General features: G+C 60.8%; 18 protein-coding genes. 14 read left to right on the top strand and 4 right to left on the bottom strand.

Annotated elements, in window-relative coordinates; all coding sequences use genetic code 11:
* Positions 1-50 precede the first annotated feature (50 nt).
* The 4 genes from ACFWAY_RS47675 to ACFWAY_RS47660 all read left to right on the top strand — a co-directional run bounded on the left by ACFWAY_RS47675 (position 51) and on the right by ACFWAY_RS47660 (position 1923).
* Positions 51-521: an N-formylglutamate amidohydrolase gene (locus ACFWAY_RS47675; RefSeq protein WP_378515611.1), complete on the top strand. Its 471-nt coding sequence runs from the start codon at positions 51-53 to the stop codon at positions 519-521.
* A 320-nt stretch (positions 522-841) separates the two neighbouring features.
* Complete coding sequence (locus ACFWAY_RS47670) at positions 842-1303, top strand: Rieske (2Fe-2S) protein (RefSeq protein WP_378515610.1); 462 nt, start codon at positions 842-844, stop codon at positions 1301-1303.
* A gap of 5 nt (positions 1304-1308) precedes the next feature.
* Positions 1309-1728, top strand: coding sequence for a hypothetical protein (locus ACFWAY_RS47665; RefSeq protein ID WP_378515609.1), 420 nt, complete (start codon positions 1309-1311; stop codon positions 1726-1728).
* Between the two features lie 45 nt (positions 1729-1773).
* Positions 1774-1923: a hypothetical protein gene (locus ACFWAY_RS47660; protein ID WP_378515608.1), complete on the top strand. Its 150-nt coding sequence runs from the start codon at positions 1774-1776 to the stop codon at positions 1921-1923.
* A 289-nt stretch (positions 1924-2212) separates the two neighbouring features.
* Here ACFWAY_RS47660 and ACFWAY_RS47655 read toward each other — a convergent pair whose 3' ends face one another.
* The 3 genes from ACFWAY_RS47655 to ACFWAY_RS47645 form a co-directional block, all read right to left on the bottom strand.
* The gene (locus tag ACFWAY_RS47655) at positions 2213-2371 is read right to left on the bottom strand and encodes a hypothetical protein (protein ID WP_378515607.1); all 159 of its coding nucleotides are present in this window, start codon (positions 2369-2371) and stop codon (positions 2213-2215) included.
* Positions 2372-2424: 53 nt separating this feature from the next.
* Positions 2425-2973: a PadR family transcriptional regulator gene (locus ACFWAY_RS47650; protein WP_378515606.1), complete on the bottom strand. Its 549-nt coding sequence runs from the start codon at positions 2971-2973 to the stop codon at positions 2425-2427.
* Positions 2974-3075: 102 nt separating this feature from the next.
* The gene (locus tag ACFWAY_RS47645; RefSeq protein WP_378515605.1) at positions 3076-3606 is read right to left on the bottom strand and encodes a TetR-like C-terminal domain-containing protein; all 531 of its coding nucleotides are present in this window, start codon (positions 3604-3606) and stop codon (positions 3076-3078) included.
* A 180-nt stretch (positions 3607-3786) separates the two neighbouring features.
* On the opposite strand from ACFWAY_RS47645, the gene ACFWAY_RS47640 reads away from it, so the two are divergent.
* Complete coding sequence (locus ACFWAY_RS47640) at positions 3787-5019, top strand: alpha/beta hydrolase family protein (protein ID WP_378515603.1); 1233 nt, start codon at positions 3787-3789, stop codon at positions 5017-5019.
* A 197-nt stretch (positions 5020-5216) separates the two neighbouring features.
* On the opposite strand, the gene ACFWAY_RS47635 is transcribed toward ACFWAY_RS47640, so the two are convergent.
* The gene (locus ACFWAY_RS47635; protein WP_378515601.1) at positions 5217-5423 is read right to left on the bottom strand and encodes a hypothetical protein; all 207 of its coding nucleotides are present in this window, start codon (positions 5421-5423) and stop codon (positions 5217-5219) included.
* 422 nt (positions 5424-5845) lie between these two features.
* Here ACFWAY_RS47635 and ACFWAY_RS47630 point away from each other — a divergent pair, with 422 nt between their 5' ends.
* From ACFWAY_RS47630 to ACFWAY_RS47590, 9 genes are all read left to right on the top strand, one after another.
* A complete protein-coding gene (locus tag ACFWAY_RS47630) occupies positions 5846-7273 on the top strand; it encodes an APC family permease (RefSeq protein WP_378515600.1) in 1428 nt (475 codons plus the stop codon).
* 428 nt (positions 7274-7701) lie between these two features.
* Positions 7702-8067, top strand: coding sequence for a hypothetical protein (locus ACFWAY_RS47625; protein ID WP_378515598.1), 366 nt, complete (start codon positions 7702-7704; stop codon positions 8065-8067).
* A gap of 648 nt (positions 8068-8715) precedes the next feature.
* On the top strand, positions 8716-9474 hold the full coding sequence (locus ACFWAY_RS47620; RefSeq protein ID WP_378515597.1) for an SDR family NAD(P)-dependent oxidoreductase: 759 nt from the start codon (positions 8716-8718) through the stop codon (positions 9472-9474).
* 55 nt (positions 9475-9529) lie between these two features.
* Entirely contained in the window at positions 9530-10654 is a 1125-nt protein-coding gene (locus ACFWAY_RS47615; RefSeq protein ID WP_378515595.1) for a phosphotransferase, read from the top strand.
* 50 nt (positions 10655-10704) lie between these two features.
* Positions 10705-12027 carry an aspartate aminotransferase family protein gene (locus ACFWAY_RS47610; RefSeq protein WP_378515594.1) on the top strand — a complete coding sequence of 441 codons (1323 nt, stop codon included), beginning with the start codon at positions 10705-10707 and terminating at the stop codon, positions 12025-12027.
* Between the two features lie 48 nt (positions 12028-12075).
* Complete coding sequence (locus ACFWAY_RS47605; protein WP_378515593.1) at positions 12076-12846, top strand: 5-oxoprolinase subunit PxpA; 771 nt, start codon at positions 12076-12078, stop codon at positions 12844-12846.
* A complete protein-coding gene (locus ACFWAY_RS47600; RefSeq protein WP_378515592.1) occupies positions 12843-13748 on the top strand; it encodes an allophanate hydrolase subunit 1 in 906 nt (301 codons plus the stop codon). Before ACFWAY_RS47605 ends, ACFWAY_RS47600 begins: the two co-directional genes overlap by 4 nt.
* On the top strand, positions 13742-14731 hold the full coding sequence (locus tag ACFWAY_RS47595) for a biotin-dependent carboxyltransferase family protein (protein ID WP_378515591.1): 990 nt from the start codon (positions 13742-13744) through the stop codon (positions 14729-14731). The genes ACFWAY_RS47600 and ACFWAY_RS47595 overlap by 7 nt, the downstream gene beginning before the upstream one ends.
* 193 nt (positions 14732-14924) lie before the next feature.
* Complete coding sequence (locus ACFWAY_RS47590) at positions 14925-16361, top strand: NAD-dependent succinate-semialdehyde dehydrogenase (protein WP_378515612.1); 1437 nt, start codon at positions 14925-14927, stop codon at positions 16359-16361.
* The last annotated feature ends 129 nt before the right edge of the window (positions 16362-16490 follow it).

The following is a 16490-nucleotide window of genomic DNA, read 5'->3' as shown; positions in this document are numbered from 1 at the left end:
AATCAACTTACAGTGCATAGTATTAACGATCCACAGGAGGAGTTTCGGGATTGGGAGATATCGCACAGCACCACGTGGCCACCATCTGCATCCCAGCGGATCCACACCTCATCACAGTGGCGGCGCGCACCGGAACGGACATCGAGCTGCGGATCCACTCATCCATCACGGCGCTCGGCGTCGCGGCCGAGCAGTGGTTCCCCGCCGTGGCCGGGTTCGCGGTCACGGTTCTCGTGCACACCCTCGCCGCGACAACCGGTCGGCCACGGTATCTGCCGCCCGCCGAGCCCGCCGAGTGGGCGCGCACGATCTTCTCCACCGCCGGCGCCTCGCACGGATACTTCCTCGGCGCCGTCGACCCGGACACCGGCCGCCACCGAGACGGGCAGCTCGCATACCGCCTCTACCCAGGCACCGACCGTCAGGCGATTCCCGTGCCCCGACAGGTGCTCACCTGCCCGCACTACCTGCGCTCGACCATCGACGGCAGCGAGCAGATCACCATTCCCACAACGGCCTGACGATCACCGACGCTGCGGCGCAGCCGAATCGGCTCTTGACCTGCCGTGACTCCATGTCCTCCAGCACCCCGGGGAAATCAGCTCGGGCCAGCAGCTCCGACACACCCTGAGGCACCCAGCACCACAGCCAACGCCACGTGTAGAGCGGCCCATGCTGCCCGTAGAGCGAACCGACCGCGCACGGTGAACGGGTTCTCAGCCATCCGCCGAGTCGGGCACACCCTGCCCGGTGTGGCGCGTGTGAACCAGTCGTCCCCGTCCCTCGTTATAACCAATGAGAGGTCCCATCGACCCCAGCCCCAGACAAGGGAGCGCCTGACATGCCGTCCGACGAACGTGACCAGCAGCAGAGCCCGCGGAGCGATCAACTAGCGCTTCCGCGCCGTACAGTTCTCGTCGGTATCGGCGCTGCGGCAGCCGCCTTGGCCGCAGGCAGCGCGCTGTTCCGCAGAACCCGCGCGTCGGCTGCGCCCGGCACCGGCGCCAGGCCAGCTGCGAATCCCGCGAGTGCAACCGTGCCGACCGGCGACGTTCCCGTCGGTGGCGGCACGGTGCTCGGCGATGTTGTCGTCACACAGCCCACCGGTGGTGACTTCCGCGGGTTCTCGTCGACATGCACGCACGCGGGATGCACCGTCTCCGACGTCTCCGGCGGCACCATCAATTGCCCGTGCCATGACAGCAAGTTCAATCTCGACGGGTCTGTGCACACCGGTCCGGCGATCGCTGCGCTCGTCCCACGAAGTGTCTCCGTTCAGGGTGACTCGGTCGTGGTCGGCTGAGGTGTGTGACAGCGCCGGACCAACCGCTGCCACTGGTTGTTCTCGACCAGGCGCGGTTCGGACACATCTCCCCGACGATGCCACTGGCGGATCCGGCTCGTTACGCCGGAGATCTACAGGCCACTGGAAGTCGATCCTCACCCGACCCCGACCCCGACACCGCCTACCGACTGCGCGACCGACTCCTCACCTACCCAGCCGACCTGCTGCACATCGAGCTCGGCGGCAACCACCTCGTCCAGGACACCCCGATCGAGACCGGGCTGCAGAACTACCACGACATGATCGTCTTCTGCCGCGACACCCACGACTCCGACGCGTCAGTTCTGCTCACACCAAGGCCGATTCGAATCCTGATGCGCTTCTATCGCGTCGTCACCAGCGCGATCCGACCTCGCGGCCGGCGCCGCGCTCTGTCCAGCTAGGGTGCGGCCACGGGAGGCGAGTGGATCCAGCTCAACACTGACTGCGTGACGTGTGGCAACGCCGCGTTCCGGCACTACATCTACGCCAGCCTTGGCGGCGTGCTCGTCGAGACCGACCTGTACGAATGCGCCGCCCCGGGCTGTCCGTCCCGGGCCTGGCGCGATCTGCGAACCAATCGACGGCCGACCGCATAGAGACCCCACCGGCTGAACCGTGACGCGCTGCTGGTGGGGTCTCACTGCCGGCAGGCACCCACAGCCGCGGCAGGCGAAGCCCCGCCCAACTTTCGGGGGAAGGCAGGGACTCCTGCACCGACCAAACACTGGGAGTCGGATCGGTGCGCGGCCAGAATATCGGCGGACTGCCGTCGCCACCAGACATCTATTCAAAGTTCAAGCATCGACTACGTCACACAAACACCCCTCACCTCGAGTAGGTGAGGGGTGTTCTGTCGTCAACCGCAACTTGCGGTGTCGCCCGCATTCAGGTCGCGGCGATCTCCCCGGCGCGGCTCGTACCCTCGAACACCTCCGCCAGCGCCTCCGCCCGGTCGAGGATCTCCCTCGTCACGAGACGGTCAGACTGTACGCCGCCCACTACTTGGCCCTTCCCCTTGCCGTAGCGGGCGGTTCGAATGATCACCGGGCTTCCAGTCTCGGCCTCCAAACCGGCTCGGGCCCCGACTCCTTGCACGACTACGTGGGATCGGCCGCGCCAGGTGTGGCAGCGAGCTGTTCCACGACGTTTCTTAGCCAAAGGATCTCGGTGCGGGTCATCGCGCGCATGAAGTCTGCGTGAAGCCCTAGCATCCGAGGGCGGCCACAGAAACTGGCAGCGAGGAGCTCGAACTCCTCCAGTTGCTGGTCCAGCTTTTGAATTCGCTCGGTAAGCGAGCTGACAACGGTGTCGGTATCGAGGTGATGTGCCTGAGCAAGGGCCAGTGGGAGAGGGCGGTCGTGTGTCGTGCCCGTCAGAGTTTGCATAACATTCTCTCTCAACGTGGCACGTCCCTCAGTGGTGATCGTGTAGATAGTCCGCGCAGGACGATTGCCGTGCTGAGCGGTCCCGACCACTACGAGCAGACCGTCCCGTTCCAAACGGGCGACCGCGTGGTAGAACGAGCCAGGCCGAATCTTGACGTATCGCTGCAAACCGCGCAGCTGCAGCAGATGAAGCATCTCGTAAGGGTGCATGTCACGTTCGACCAACAAGGCCAACGCAGCCACCGCAAGCGGCGCAATCATTACTGACATCTTCTCACAATCCCCTGCTTCACAGCCGCGCAAGATCGAGGGAAGATCGCTCGGCGCCTCGACAAGTTCGGCTATGCGATCCGCTCGACGAATTTAGCGGCCGAACTCGCCTAGCTGAAGTGCACGGTCGACAAGTATCGACAGGTCGGATTCGCCTTGTCGGTAGCCGAAGATGGCTCGCAGGTATATCGGTGCGAGTACGACGTCGAGGACCGTGTCGACTGTCGGTGGTGCATCACCGCGTTCCGCGGCGCGCGTGAGCACGTCCCGTATCCGGTCGGCCCGCTCCTTTAGGTACTCAGACGCGGCGACGGTCGGCGCTGCGTTTTCCTCTGCCTTGCGGTGAACGGACCTACGCGCAGCCGACACCGCATTGAAGAAGGCGAAACCTTCGTTTGTCTGGAGCATGGACTCCACCGATTTTGCCCAGTTAATAAGGTCAGTTCGGAGGTTTCCGGTGTCCGGGAGAGGCGACTCTTCATTCAACTGGGTCACCGCGACATCGAGGACCAGGGACTCGGGGGTTCCCCACCTGCGATAGATGGTGACTTCGTGGACACCAGATCGAAGTGCCACGTCCCGGATCGAGACGGTGTCGCGACCCTCGGACAGCAGCTCCTTCACGGCATCGTGCACAGCTCGGCGCGTTCGTGCTGTGCGACCCCCAGGGCGGACCGCTCCTGCAGCTTTCGTCATGTCCGCAGGCTACGTGCCAGGAAATCCATACGCAACCTCTCTTGCGTTTGCGCTGTGTCGTGAGTCATACTGCAAACGCAGAATCAATTACATTAAGGGGTTGGCAGAATGAAGCAACTGTTCTTCCACGGAGACGAGAACTTCTGGTTCGAGACTCTGCGGTCCTTGGGACACATCGCCTACGGAGGCGCTGATCTGGGTGAAGTACTCCTCACCGCCGATCGCATCAAGGCCGGCGATTACGACAGTTGGTACGACGAGTGGTTCGCGACCGCAGAACGGGTGTGGAACGTCGCCGCAGAGGCGCATGCAGCCGGCCATCCGATCAGCGCCCGCGACAGCTACCTGCGTGCGTCAAACTACTACCGAACGGCCGAGTTCTTCCTGCACGGCAATCCGGATGATCCACGGATCCTCGCGGCATACGACAAGTCGATCACGTCATACCGTCATTTTGTCGACCTGTCCGGTCCGAGCATCGAATACGTCGAAATCCCCTTCGAAGGCACCACACTTCCGGGCTATTTCTACCCGAGCCAGCTCCCCTCACCGCAGCCACTCATCGTGATGCACAACGGCTTCGACGGCACTGCTGAAGAGATGCGGTTCTTCGGCGCGCTTGCTGCACAGGAACGCGGTTACAACGTTCTGTGCTTCGACGGACCCGGCCAGCCCGGGACACGGCATCACAAGGGGCTGCTCTTCCGCCCCGACTGGGAGAATGTCGTAAGTCCTGTGATCGACTATGTGAGCGATAGACCGGAAGTCGATACGGACAAAATCAGCCTGCTCGGAGTTAGTCTTGGCGGCGAGTTGTGCCTCCGCGCAGCCGCGTTCGAACCACGCCTGAAGGCTGTGATGGCCGTCGACGGCGTATACGATCTCGGTGCCGTCACGATGAAGTTCATCGAAGGCAGTCGCGACGACGTGGAGAAGGCAGTCACAGCCGACGCTGCTCCTGAGATCGACGCAAACATCGAGAAGGCAATGCAATCCAGCCCGACCGCACGCTGGGCCTTCGCTCACGGCCAATTTGTGATGGGCGGTACCACCCCGCGAGAGTACGCGGCCCAGACCCTCGCGTACCACCTCCGTGATGGGATTGCAGAGAAGATCTCGTGCGCCGTACTCGTATGCGAGGCTGCGGACGACCTCTTCTTCGAAGGCCAGCCGGAGCAGGTCTATAACGCACTGACCACGTCAGACAAGACCTTGATGAGATTCACCGAAGAAGAAGGCGCCGATGCGCACTGCCATTTGGGCGGGCAGCGCTATGCGTTCGGTCGGATCTTTGACTGGCTCGATGTCCGAACACCCGTCACGAGTGAAGATCCTCAGTAGGCGGCGGAGAAGTCGGCATGCCCGTCTCATTGAATATTCGCGATTTCCTCAACCGGGCTGAGATTGGCTACATGGACCGGGTCGCGCTAGTCGACGAACCTGACCCGCCCACCACATCCTGGGGAACCCTTACCTAAGGTCCGCATCCAGGAGCCCGACGGAGCGATACTCGCGCGATCGAACCACAACCTTCTCGTCTACTGGCGCGACGAGGATGCCAACGAAAAGGTCGAGGCGGCTTCATAGGTGCGCACAGGTGATGTCGAGATAGGTGCGCACAGGTGATGTCGAGCAAGCTCGATGATAACGGTCACCGCATCGTCACCGACCGCAAAAGGGACATTGCCATCTCCGGCGGAGAGGATGCGTCGTCCGTTGAAGTCGAGGACGTACTCACGGCTCATTCCACCGCTAGATAGGGAGAACTGGTCACCGCACACGTCGCCAAGGCAACGACACGGTCACCGAGGACGAACTGAACACACAATGTCGTATGAGTTTGGCAGATCATGAGTGCCCCAAGAAGTTCATCCTCGTCGATAAGCTTCCCTGAACCGTCATAGGAAAGCTTCGGAAGACCGCACTTCGGGAACATTCACCCATGTGTGACGCGGCCGCTGAGACACCGATGCCCCGACTGGTGCAGGCTCAAGCGCATCAGTCGGGGCGACCCGCGCCCAAGGCCAAACGAATGCACGTAGTCATCACAGCGTGGTCATTGCGCCAGGGCCCACCACCTTCCTTCTCCGTAACCACACACCATCGTTCTCTGTCGCTGCATCGGCAACGCCCGGGGGATTCCGGAACACTCACAGAAGGCAGCACCATGACAACAAATCCTCAAACGGAGGCCGCACCCGATTCGCACTCGGGTCTCCGCCGAAATTCCATCGGCGTTCCCGGCATGGTCTTCATGATCATCGCTGCTACTGCACCACTAACGGCAATGGCATCCAACCTCTCACTGAGCCTCGGATTCGGCTCCGGTACAGGAACCTTGGGCTGGATCGTCGCGGTCGGTGCGTTGCTTGGCATCTTCACTCTCGGCTACGTGGCATTGAGTCGTCACGTCGTCAATGCGGGAGCGTACTACGCGTTCATCGGGTTCGGACTTGGCCGCACCACCGGCTCAGCGTCGGCGTTCATCGCCGGCATCGGTTACAACATGGGCACAGCTGCGATGGTGTCGGCGGCCGGGTACTTCACAGAAATTGCCTTCTCAACGTACCTGGGTATCGAAATCGGCTGGTACATCTACTCGCTGGTGGCTCTCGCGGCAGTCTGGGCACTTGGCTACTTCGGGATCCAAATCGCCTCGAAGGTGACGGCGTCGATCTGTATCGCACAGTTCGTGCTGCTTGGCGCGCTAGCCATCGCCGTCCTGCTTCAGCGGCCGAGCGGATTTACATTCGACGGATATACGCCATCGGCGATGCTCGACGGCAACTATGCGTTGACCTTGGTCTTCTGCATGTTGTCCTTCGCAGGCTACGAAGCCGCGGCCAGTTACGGGGAAGAATGCAAATCCCCTGGTCGTAGCATCAAGTCTGCAACATTCCTCGCTCTCGCGCTGCTCGTCGCCGTCTTCATTGGATCGACATGGTCTTTGATTGCCGCATTCGGCGATGTGGAAGCCGCAGCCCAGGAAGATCCAGGCACGCTAGTGATGAGGGCCTCGGACCAGTACCTCGGAAACTGGTCGGGTGCAGCGATCAGCTTCTGCCTCGCGTTCAGCTTCTTGGCAGCCGCAGTCGTATTCCATAGTATGGCCGCTCGCTACCACTTCTCGCTAGCTCGGGCCGGCTTGCTTCCTCGCGGGCTCGCGCGCGTCCACCCCCGATTCGGGACACCAGTTATTGCTTCATTGACCCAGATCGTCCTATGCCTAGTCATTCTGTTGCCGTTCATCGTTGCCGGCATGGATCCACTGATCAACCTCATTCCGGCGGTGTCGGGTGTCACCTCCCTAGCGATCATCTACCTCATGACAGGGTGCGCAGTAAGTGTCATCGTTGCCTCCGCGCGAGGTTTTCTACCAGGCACGGTGTGGTCAGTACGTATCGCACCCGCAATTGCGGCCGCAGGGCTGATCTCCATCGGCACGATCATCGTGGCCCATTATCAGGAGGTGACAGGGAGTGAGTCACGGTACGTCGCTTTCATGCCAGTTGTCCTGGTTGTAGGAGCTGCGTACGGGGCCATCGCCTACAGACGGAACAGCGATGTCTCCCTTGAAGAACACCTTCAGGAGTGAACAGCGTCCGGCTCATCGCAACATAGATTCACACCATATGTGAGCCGGGAATGGTCGCAAGTTCGGTGAGATCAGAGCAATACACTTGAGACACAGCTGTTCACCTTGATTCTGTCGCGATCGCATGGACACTTGGTACGGGTAGCCCCGCATCTGCCCTCGCCATGTTGGTCGACCGCTCGTGGTTCACCGTGCCCCAGACGAATTTGCTCACTTCGACCGGGCCGGCCTCGTCATCACGCCGGCAAGCGTGGCATTCGGGTTGTGCTGGGTACGCGATTCGCGTGAACCGCCCCGCCTCACTACTCAGGCCAGGAACCACCGACGTAGGAGCCGAACCCTGGACCCCGCCCGTCGACGTCCGCAACTGTCCAAATTCCACTCCTGCAAGACCACTTAACAACCCTTCGCGGTGAAGCAGAAGAGACATGTCCGTAACACACGCATCCGACGGGGAGAACCCTGATCGGCAGACAAAATCATCCGCAGGTAACTCTGATCCGGTGGAGGTGGACGTCCGGCGCTACCGTCGATGGCGCGATCGACGACGAGAAGCCGAGCGTCTTCGCTCCCGGCCATCGATGCTGGGCAAAGAAGCTGAAGACATACTCGACTTCGCCCGAACCTGGGCACCGTTCGGCGGCGCCCCGGAGGAGGAGACCTTCGTCAATTTCGGAATGTGTCGGAGCCGGTTCACGGAACGACTCTGGCAAATTATTGGCGAGGTCGGCTCCGGGCTTACCGAAGTGACCGAGCTGAAACGTGCTTATCCGCAGCGAAACTGGCCTCGATGACTCAGGTGCGATCGAAGGGGCCAGCCAGGGAGCAGTACCGGGTTCTATGCGTCCGCGACGTGTGGGTTTGGTCCATGACCGCTGACGACCTGCGTCGCGGGCGTCCGAAAGATGGGCCGCTACGAACCCCAGTCCTTATTGACTGCCCCTCGGCTCTCCGGCGGCGTGACTGTCGCTTGTCGAACGACGTTTCCCGGTCTCGGCCTCTTCCAGCCAGATCCAGTTCCTCAGCGCCTGCGGGTTCACATTCAGCTGCTTGGCGAGGCGACCGGATCAGCGGTTTCGGTTCCATTTCCCGATAAATGCGTACTGCCTGGTCACGCAGTTCTGGCGGGTACTTCCTCGTTCCCACATCTCGTCCCTTCTCGGTGCGCGAGTGTCGTCCTGGTCCAAACTGCAAGTGCCAGAGGGGTACTACACCTGGCGCCGACCTGATCTTTGCAACATTTCTTGCTTTACGGCGCAGCGACCAGCATAATGTCCTTAACGCAGATAATCTAACATTAGGGTGTTTCGGCAGGTAAACGGTTGGCGGCACCCGAAACACACTCAGCCAGCAGTAATGCCAGATCGGCAGCTGAAAGGCCCCCGCAGTCCCACCCATGCACTGGTTTTCCATAGCTAATCCCCCGACAGTAAGGACCACACATGCCAAGCACACCCACCTCGCTCAAGGGCAAGGTCGCCGTCGTCACCGGAGCCAGCTCAGGCATCGGCGCCGAAATCGCCCGTGAACTCAGCGGAGCCGGCGCCGACGTCCTCCTCGTCGGCCGCGATCTCGAACGCCTCAACGCCGTCGTCGACGAACTCGGTCTTTCGGGAGCAGAAGCGGACCGGTTGAGCATCGACATCACCGCGGACACAGCACCGGAGGAGATCAGAGCCAAAGCTATCGAGCGTTTCGGCGCGATCGACATCGTGGTCCACGCCGCTGGTGTCTTCCTTCCGACGCCGTTCGACGAAACGCCGGACTCCGAGCTCGACACCCAGTGGGCAGTCAACGTGCGGGCACCGTTCCGCCTCACCAGAGCTGCCGCGGAGCACTTGGGCGACGGAAGTTCCGTGATCTTCGTTTCGTCGATCTGTGGACACGTCGGTTTTCCCAACTCGAGTGCGTACTGCGCAACCAAGGGAGCAGTCGAACTGCTCGTTAAGTCATTGACAGCGGAGTTCGCCCCGAAGGGAATCCGAGTCAATGCCGTAGCCCCAGGCAATGTGCGCACAAGCATCAACGCACACCTTCTCGCCGACAAAGACTACGAGCAGCAGATGCTCGCTTCCACCCCGGCGGGTCGAGTCGGCGAAGTGAGCGACATCGCCCCTGCCGTCGCCTTCTTGGCCTCACCCGCCGCCTCGTACATCCACGGCTCGAGCCTGCTGATCGACGGCGGTTGGGTCGCTTCCTAGCTACCCATACCTGCCTCGAGTAGTGGACCCGATCCGGCATTCATGAGGAGTGAACATGGCACGCACCAACCGGCTTCACGACCTGCCCCCACGTAACGAAGCGTCAGAGATGCTCCATTTCGATTCTCTCATGGCTGCAAGCGGCCTCAGCGCTCCAACGCGCGATCTCGACGAACGAACAGTCCTCACGGCACTCGACGAGCACTTCCGGCTAACCGGGCGGTTGACACGGATTCCGACCGAGAAGGACGAGACATTCGTCTTACACACAGACCACGAGAGACTGCTCGTCAAGGTCAGCGGGGAGCAAGAAGCGCCCAGCATCGTGAACCTCCAAACCTCGGCCCTCCTCCACATCGCTCAATCGGCACCCAACCTGCCGATCCCCTCGGTTCAGCGTGGCACCGACGGACGATATGAATACGATCTGGCAGGACCGGGCGGCCCTGGGGCGCGTGTACTGCGTGTGATGAAATTCCTACCTGGATCCGCGCTCAGCTCGAACCACCCGACTAAGGAACAGATCGCCACCGTCGGCCGGACACACGCTGCGATAACCGATGCCCTTGCCGATTTTTCTCACCCTCAGCAAGCCCGGATTCTGGTGTGGGACCTGCGCTACTTCATGAGCCTTCGCCCACTTCTCGAGCAGATCAACCAACCCGAGGACCGCAAACTGGGTGAACAGATCTTCGACGCGTTTGCCCATCATGTCGGAAGCCGCATTCCTCAGCTGCGGCATCAGGTGGTTCACGGAGACTTCAGCGCGCACAACGTTCTTGTCGACGACAACCAACCGGAATACGTCTCCGGAATCATCGACTTCGGCGACACCACCGACACAGCGGAGATCTTCGATGTCGCCATCGCGATGTCGAACCAGTTGGACGCTCACGCCGACGACCCATGGCACCGCGCCCTCGACATGCTGTCGGGCTACCTCGCCGGTCGCACCCCTGATGCCAATGAGCTTTCCCTGCTCCCGATTGCAACCGCGTCGCGAAGCTTGCAGCGAGTTCTCATCGCACAGTGGCGTGCATACAGAGATCCGTCCCGTGCCGACTACGTCTTATCCCACGCGGCTCACGACTGGGCCGTCATTCGATCCATTCCTGGGCCCACGTGGACTGAGGTCGTCGACCGCATCCATTCGATCAACGCTTCATCATCGACAAGATAGGGCACGCCATGGAACTGTCGACAGCCAACTCGCGGCCGCGGAGACCAGAAATGGTGAATGGGTTCTCAGAACAAGACCTCCAACGCCAGCCAGCACGAACACGCGCTCAGATCGAACGCCGGAAGAGTCTGCTCGGGCCCGGATATCAGCTGTTCTACTCCGACCCGGTGGACGTGCAGCGCGGCCGAGGCGTCTACTTGTATGACGCCGAGGGAAACGAGTACCTCGATGCCTACAACAACGTCGCCTCGGTCGGACACTGCCATCCCGCCGTCACTGAAGCCGTCTCGAAGCAACTCGGCATCCTCAACACGAACACACGCTACCTACAGGACCAGATCCTCGACTACTCCGAAGATCTACTCTCTACTTTTCCCTCCGAGCTCGACCGAGTGACCTTCACCTGTTCAGGTTCCGAGGCGAACGACCTTGCCATCCGAATCGCCCGTGCACACACCGGCAACGACGGAATCATTGTCACTCGAAACGCGTACCACGGCGTAACCGAAGCTGTCGCCGCGTTCTCCCCATCCCTGGGCAAGACCTCTCCCCTGGGACCGCACGTCCGGGTCATCGCCGAACCGGACAGCATCCGCCTTCACGATCACGGCGATCTCGCCGACTTCATGAGAGAGCAGATCCGTTCCGCGATCGCCGACCTAAATCGACATGGCTTCGGACTGTGCGCTTTCATCGCGGACAGCATCTTCTCCTCCGACGGCGTGTTTTCACATCCGACCTCGGTGCTTGGCGTCCTCGCAGAGGAGGTCCGAGGGGCCGGCGGCGTATATATCGCGGATGAGGTCCAGCCCGGTTTCGGGCGCACCGGTGAATCGTGGTGGGGATTCCAGCGGCACCACGTAGTCCCCGACATTGTGACCATCGGCAAACCAATGGGCAATGGAATTCCCGTTGCTGCCACCGTCCTGAGAAGCGACGTGGGACGAACGTTCGGCGAAAACGTACGATACTTCAACACCTTCGGCGGCAGTACCGTTCCCATTGCAGCCGCCCAGGCCGTCCTGGACGTCGTCCGCGACGAGAACCTGATCGATAATGCGCACACCGTCGGCACCTACCTTCTCGAGGAGCTACGCCGCGCCTCGGCACAGTGGCCCCAGGTCTTCGAAGTCCGAGGCACTGGCATGTTCATCGGGATCGACATCGTCGACGACCCGGAGACCGGGAGACCGGCCGGTGCGCTCGCGAAAAAGATCGTCGACGACATGCGACGCAATTTCGTACTGGTCTCGGCATCGGGTCCCGCAGGAAATGTGCTGAAGATCAGACCGCCTCTGGTCTTCAACAGGAGCGACGCAAACCGTTTGCTCGGAACGCTGTTTGGATCGTTCGAGCGATTCTTGTCACGGTAGTCACCAGCCCCAGTTAACGATTCAGAGTTTCAGCCAGAAAGTAAGCAGATGAGTGCGCAAGCTATCGACATCAACGCCGATGCGGGTGAGGGTTTCGGCCGGTGGTCCCTGGGGGACGACGCAGGCCTGTTCAGGTTCGTCACGACCACGAACATCGCCTGCGGGTATCACGCTGGTGATCCCACCACAATGCGTAGAGCCGTTTCCCAGGCTCGCGATGCCGGCATCTCCGTCGGGGCCCACCCCGGTTATCCCGACCTCCTAGGGTTCGGTCGCCGCGCTCTTCCCGCTACCGACGCGGACGTCATCGACTACATCACGTACCAAGTCGGCGCATTGCAGGCCATCGCTTCAACGGAGTCAGTCGAGCTGACCCACGTCAAGCCCCACGGCGCCCTGATGGGCAGAATATGCCGAGCACCCGACCTCGCCGTCGCGGTAGCTCGGGAACTGCAGAAAATCAGGCCCGGGATTCCGCTGATGTTCGCTCCGACCGCCGCCTTCGACGCCGTCTGCAGCGAAGGGCTTCCGTCCATCCCCGAGAACGCCGCAGACCTCGACTTCGACGCGGATGGCATCAACATCGTCGAGCCACGCCCTCAGCCGAAGAATCCCGAGTTCGTAGCAGCCCGAGCGATCGATATGGCCAACGGCTTCGTATCGACCACGGCCGGTCCTTCGATTGCCATGCCTGTCCGATCGATCTGTATTCACGGCGATCGTCCCAATGCCGTCGCGATCGCCGCGACAGTCCGAAGAAGGCTCGAGGAGTCCGGCTTTGTCGTTCGCTCTCCATTCACGAAAGTGGACCAGCAATGACGTCGACGCCCTACGAGTTCCTTTGTGACCAGTCGCGCGCGAGCTTCGGAGGTGACGAGTTCGTGTTCGTCGAACTCGGCGAAGACATGGACCTCGCTGAGGCGCTTCGCATACAGGCCATCACCACCGAGCTCACACGGCTGAATCTTGCGGGGGTAGTTGACGTCGCACCCGCCAATGCGAGCTATATGATCCGACTCGACCCGGACGTCCTCGACGCTCGCCGATTGATCCAGGTGCTTGACGGCCTCCACAGACAGTTCGCTGACTCTTGCACCGTGTCTCTCGATACTGACATCGTCGAAATACCGGTGTGGTACGACGATCCCGCAACGTCCGAAACCTGCATGAAATTCCGCGATCGGCATCAATCCTCTACTGAAACCGATATCCAATACACAGCGCGCGTGAATGGATTCTCATCGATTGACGAATTGATTTCCGCACACTCTTCCGCTCCCTTTATTGTCACGTTTCCGTGCTTCAAGCCAGGAAACACTGAGAGTATGCAACTGGTGCCACGAAACAGGCAGATTCAAGCACCAAAGTACCTACGTCCACGAACCGAAACACCCTCCCGTGCAGTCGCGCACGGAGGAGCGTTCACGGTTATATACCCAACAAAAGGAGTGGGCGGATATCAACTTTTAGGTCGTTCGCCCGTCCCGGTCGTCGATCTCGCACAGACGACGCCCGGATTCCAGAAGTCCATGGTTCTTACCACTTCTTCGAGCCTCATCCAGTTTCGACCAATCCACGGCGACCAGTACAGCGAGATTCGAGCATCTTCGAAAATGGGGATTTATCAGTACAATCGCCATCCGGTCACATTCGTTCTATCACGATTCCTCGACGACCCGGTCGGCTACGCCGCGGAATTGAAGGGCACTCTCCGATGGTGACCGTCAACGCGGCTGGTGCATACACCCTGGTACAAGACTTGGGTCGTGACGGATACTACGCAATGGGACTACCCCCGTCGGGATCGATGGATCAGTTCTCGCATCGCTGTGCCAACATGCTCGTCGGGAACCATCCCTCGGCAGCAACGCTGGAAGTGACCTTGGTAGGGCCGAAGCTCTATTTCGACTCACCAGCGTGTGTGGCAGTTACCGGGGGCGCCGCAGATATTTGGGTCGACGACGTCCTCAGTGAAGGGTGGATGACACTCCACATCGACGCTGGTCAAACCTTGACCGTCGGAGCCCTACGTACCGGGTGCCGCGCATACATAGCGATCCGCGGCGGAATCGACAGCCAACCATTTCTGGGAAGCCGATCGACATATGTCAGCTCCGCAATCGGTGGACTCAGGGGCTCAGCGATCACCATCGGCGATGACCTCCCCATCGGAAGCGCCGATTCATGTGGATGCCCCGGTCCAGGAAGTATGGTCGACCCACGTCTGCGCCCGATTCTCGACGGAAGCTATGAGATTCGCGTAGTAGCAGGTCTGTGCCATCACAGGTTTGACCAGGACAGCATCGAAACCTTCTTCGCGTCGCCATATACGGTGTCGTCCGAGTCGGATCGGACCGGTTACCGCCTGATCGGACCATCGCTTACATTCGTAGACCGCGAACCACCTTTCGGCGCCGGCAACAATCCCAGCAACGTTGTCGATCTCGGCTACCCGATGGGGTCGATCCAGATTCCCAACGGCGAAGAACCGATCTGCCTGCTTCGCGATGCAGTCACTGGTGGGGGTTATGCGACCATCGGTACTATCATCAGTTGCGACCTCGACATCGTCGGACAGATGAGGGCCTCAGATACCGTCCATTTCAAGCGAATTCGACTGGAAGATGCACTACTAGCTCGCGCGCATCAACGGCGGCGTCTGCAAGAAGTAAGGTTCGGCCTCAATCTTCTTTCACTATTCTAAGCGGATTCACGCGCTCACCATCTCTCTCGTAAGCCCTGCACAGGTCTGCCTAGGTCTGCCCAGTCCTGTTCTGCCAAAACCCGAAGATATCAGCGAGGCCCAGCACCACCGTCATGGCCCCTGGTGAAAGTCAGGAAATTTCGAACCGGCGATACAGACGTATCACGAAGGAGTAGTAGTGGATATCCGGTCATTGCTCGATTCCATACCAACCGGGCTTTGGATAAATGGCGAACAACAAGCGGCGTCGGGCGAGCGAACCTTCCCTGTACGTAACCCTGCGAACGGCGAGATCCTGGCGGAGGTCGCGGACGCGCAACCCGAGGACGGCATCCGAGCCCTAGAGACCGCGGCACGAACGCAGGCAGTCTGGGCCGCGACCCCCGCCCGACGACGCTCAGACATCCTGCGACGCGCTTGGGAGCTTGTCATTGAGCGGAGCGACGATTTCGCCATGCTGATGACCCTCGAGATGGGAAAGCCCCTGGCCGAGAGCTACGGCGAAGTCAACTACGGCGCGGAATTCTTGCGCTGGTTTGCGGAGGAAGCGGTACGAATCAATGGCCGCTACACCCAATCACCCTCTGGCGCCGGACGAATCCTGGTCACCAAGGAACCGGTTGGCCCAACCTTGGCGATCACTCCCTGGAACTTTCCACTCGCCATGGGAACCCGAAAGATTGCTCCCGCCCTCGCTGCAGGGTGCACGATGGTCGTCAAACCCGCTGCTGAAACACCCCTGACGATGCTGCTTCTCGGTGAAGTCATGTGCGAGGCAGGACTACCTGAGGGTGTGTTGTCAATACTCCCAACTACGCAAGCCGAGACTCTAACAAGTCCGCTTCTGGACGACGACAGGCTTCGGAAAGTTACTTTTACTGGGTCAACAGGCGTCGGCAAGCTGCTTCTCCAGCGTGCAGCGAAGCATGTTCTGCGAACGTCCATGGAGTTGGGAGGGAATGCCCCCTTCATTGTCTTCGCGGACGCCGATATCGACGCAGCGGTCGAGGGCGCCCTCGCTGCCAAGATGAGAAACGGAGGAGAAGCGTGCACCGCGGCAAACCGGATCTATGTCGACAACGTTGTGAAGGATGACTTCACCAGCAAGCTGACGCAGCATATGCAATCTCTGAAAGTTGGCCGCGGAGATCTAGCAGGTACGCAAGTCGGTCCTCTGATCACAAGTCGTCAGCGCTCGACCGTGGCCGGCCTGGTGGATGACGCCGTTACGAAGGGCGCGACAATCATGACCGGCGGGCGGCATGTTGCGGGCCAGGGGTACTTCTATGAGCCCACGGTGCTGGCTGATGTTCCGCACACAGCGAAGATCTTACGGGAGGAAGTCTTCGGGCCAGTAGCCGCGATCATCGGATTCGATGGCGAGGCGGAGGGGATCGCAGCGGCCAATGACACCGAGTACGGCCTCGCTTCCTACATATACACCGAGAGCCTGGATCGCGCGCTCCGCGTCTCCTCAGCCCTCGAATCCGGCATGGTCGGAGTCAACAGGGGCATTATTTCCGACGTCTCAGCACCGTTCGGCGGGATCAAGGAATCGGGGCTCGGACGTGAGAGCGGTGCAGAAGGGATCGAGGAATATCTCGAAACAAAATACATCGCTTTCCGCTGACACGACCGGCCCTACGCCGGACCGTCGGTACGACGGCGCCGTCCAACCGGCGTGCGCACTCGTGCGAAACCGACGGGAGTGGGAGGCGGACGTGGGGGGCCCGGGACGGCGGCGGACGGCCCGGGACGG

Origin of the sequence: Rhodococcus sp. NPDC059968 (assembly GCF_042738615.1) — a bacterium.
Lineage (GTDB): Bacteria > Actinomycetota > Actinomycetes > Mycobacteriales > Mycobacteriaceae > Rhodococcus_F.
The sequence above is the reverse complement of the archived record's forward strand: the minus strand, read 5'-3'. Positions and strand labels throughout refer to the sequence as shown.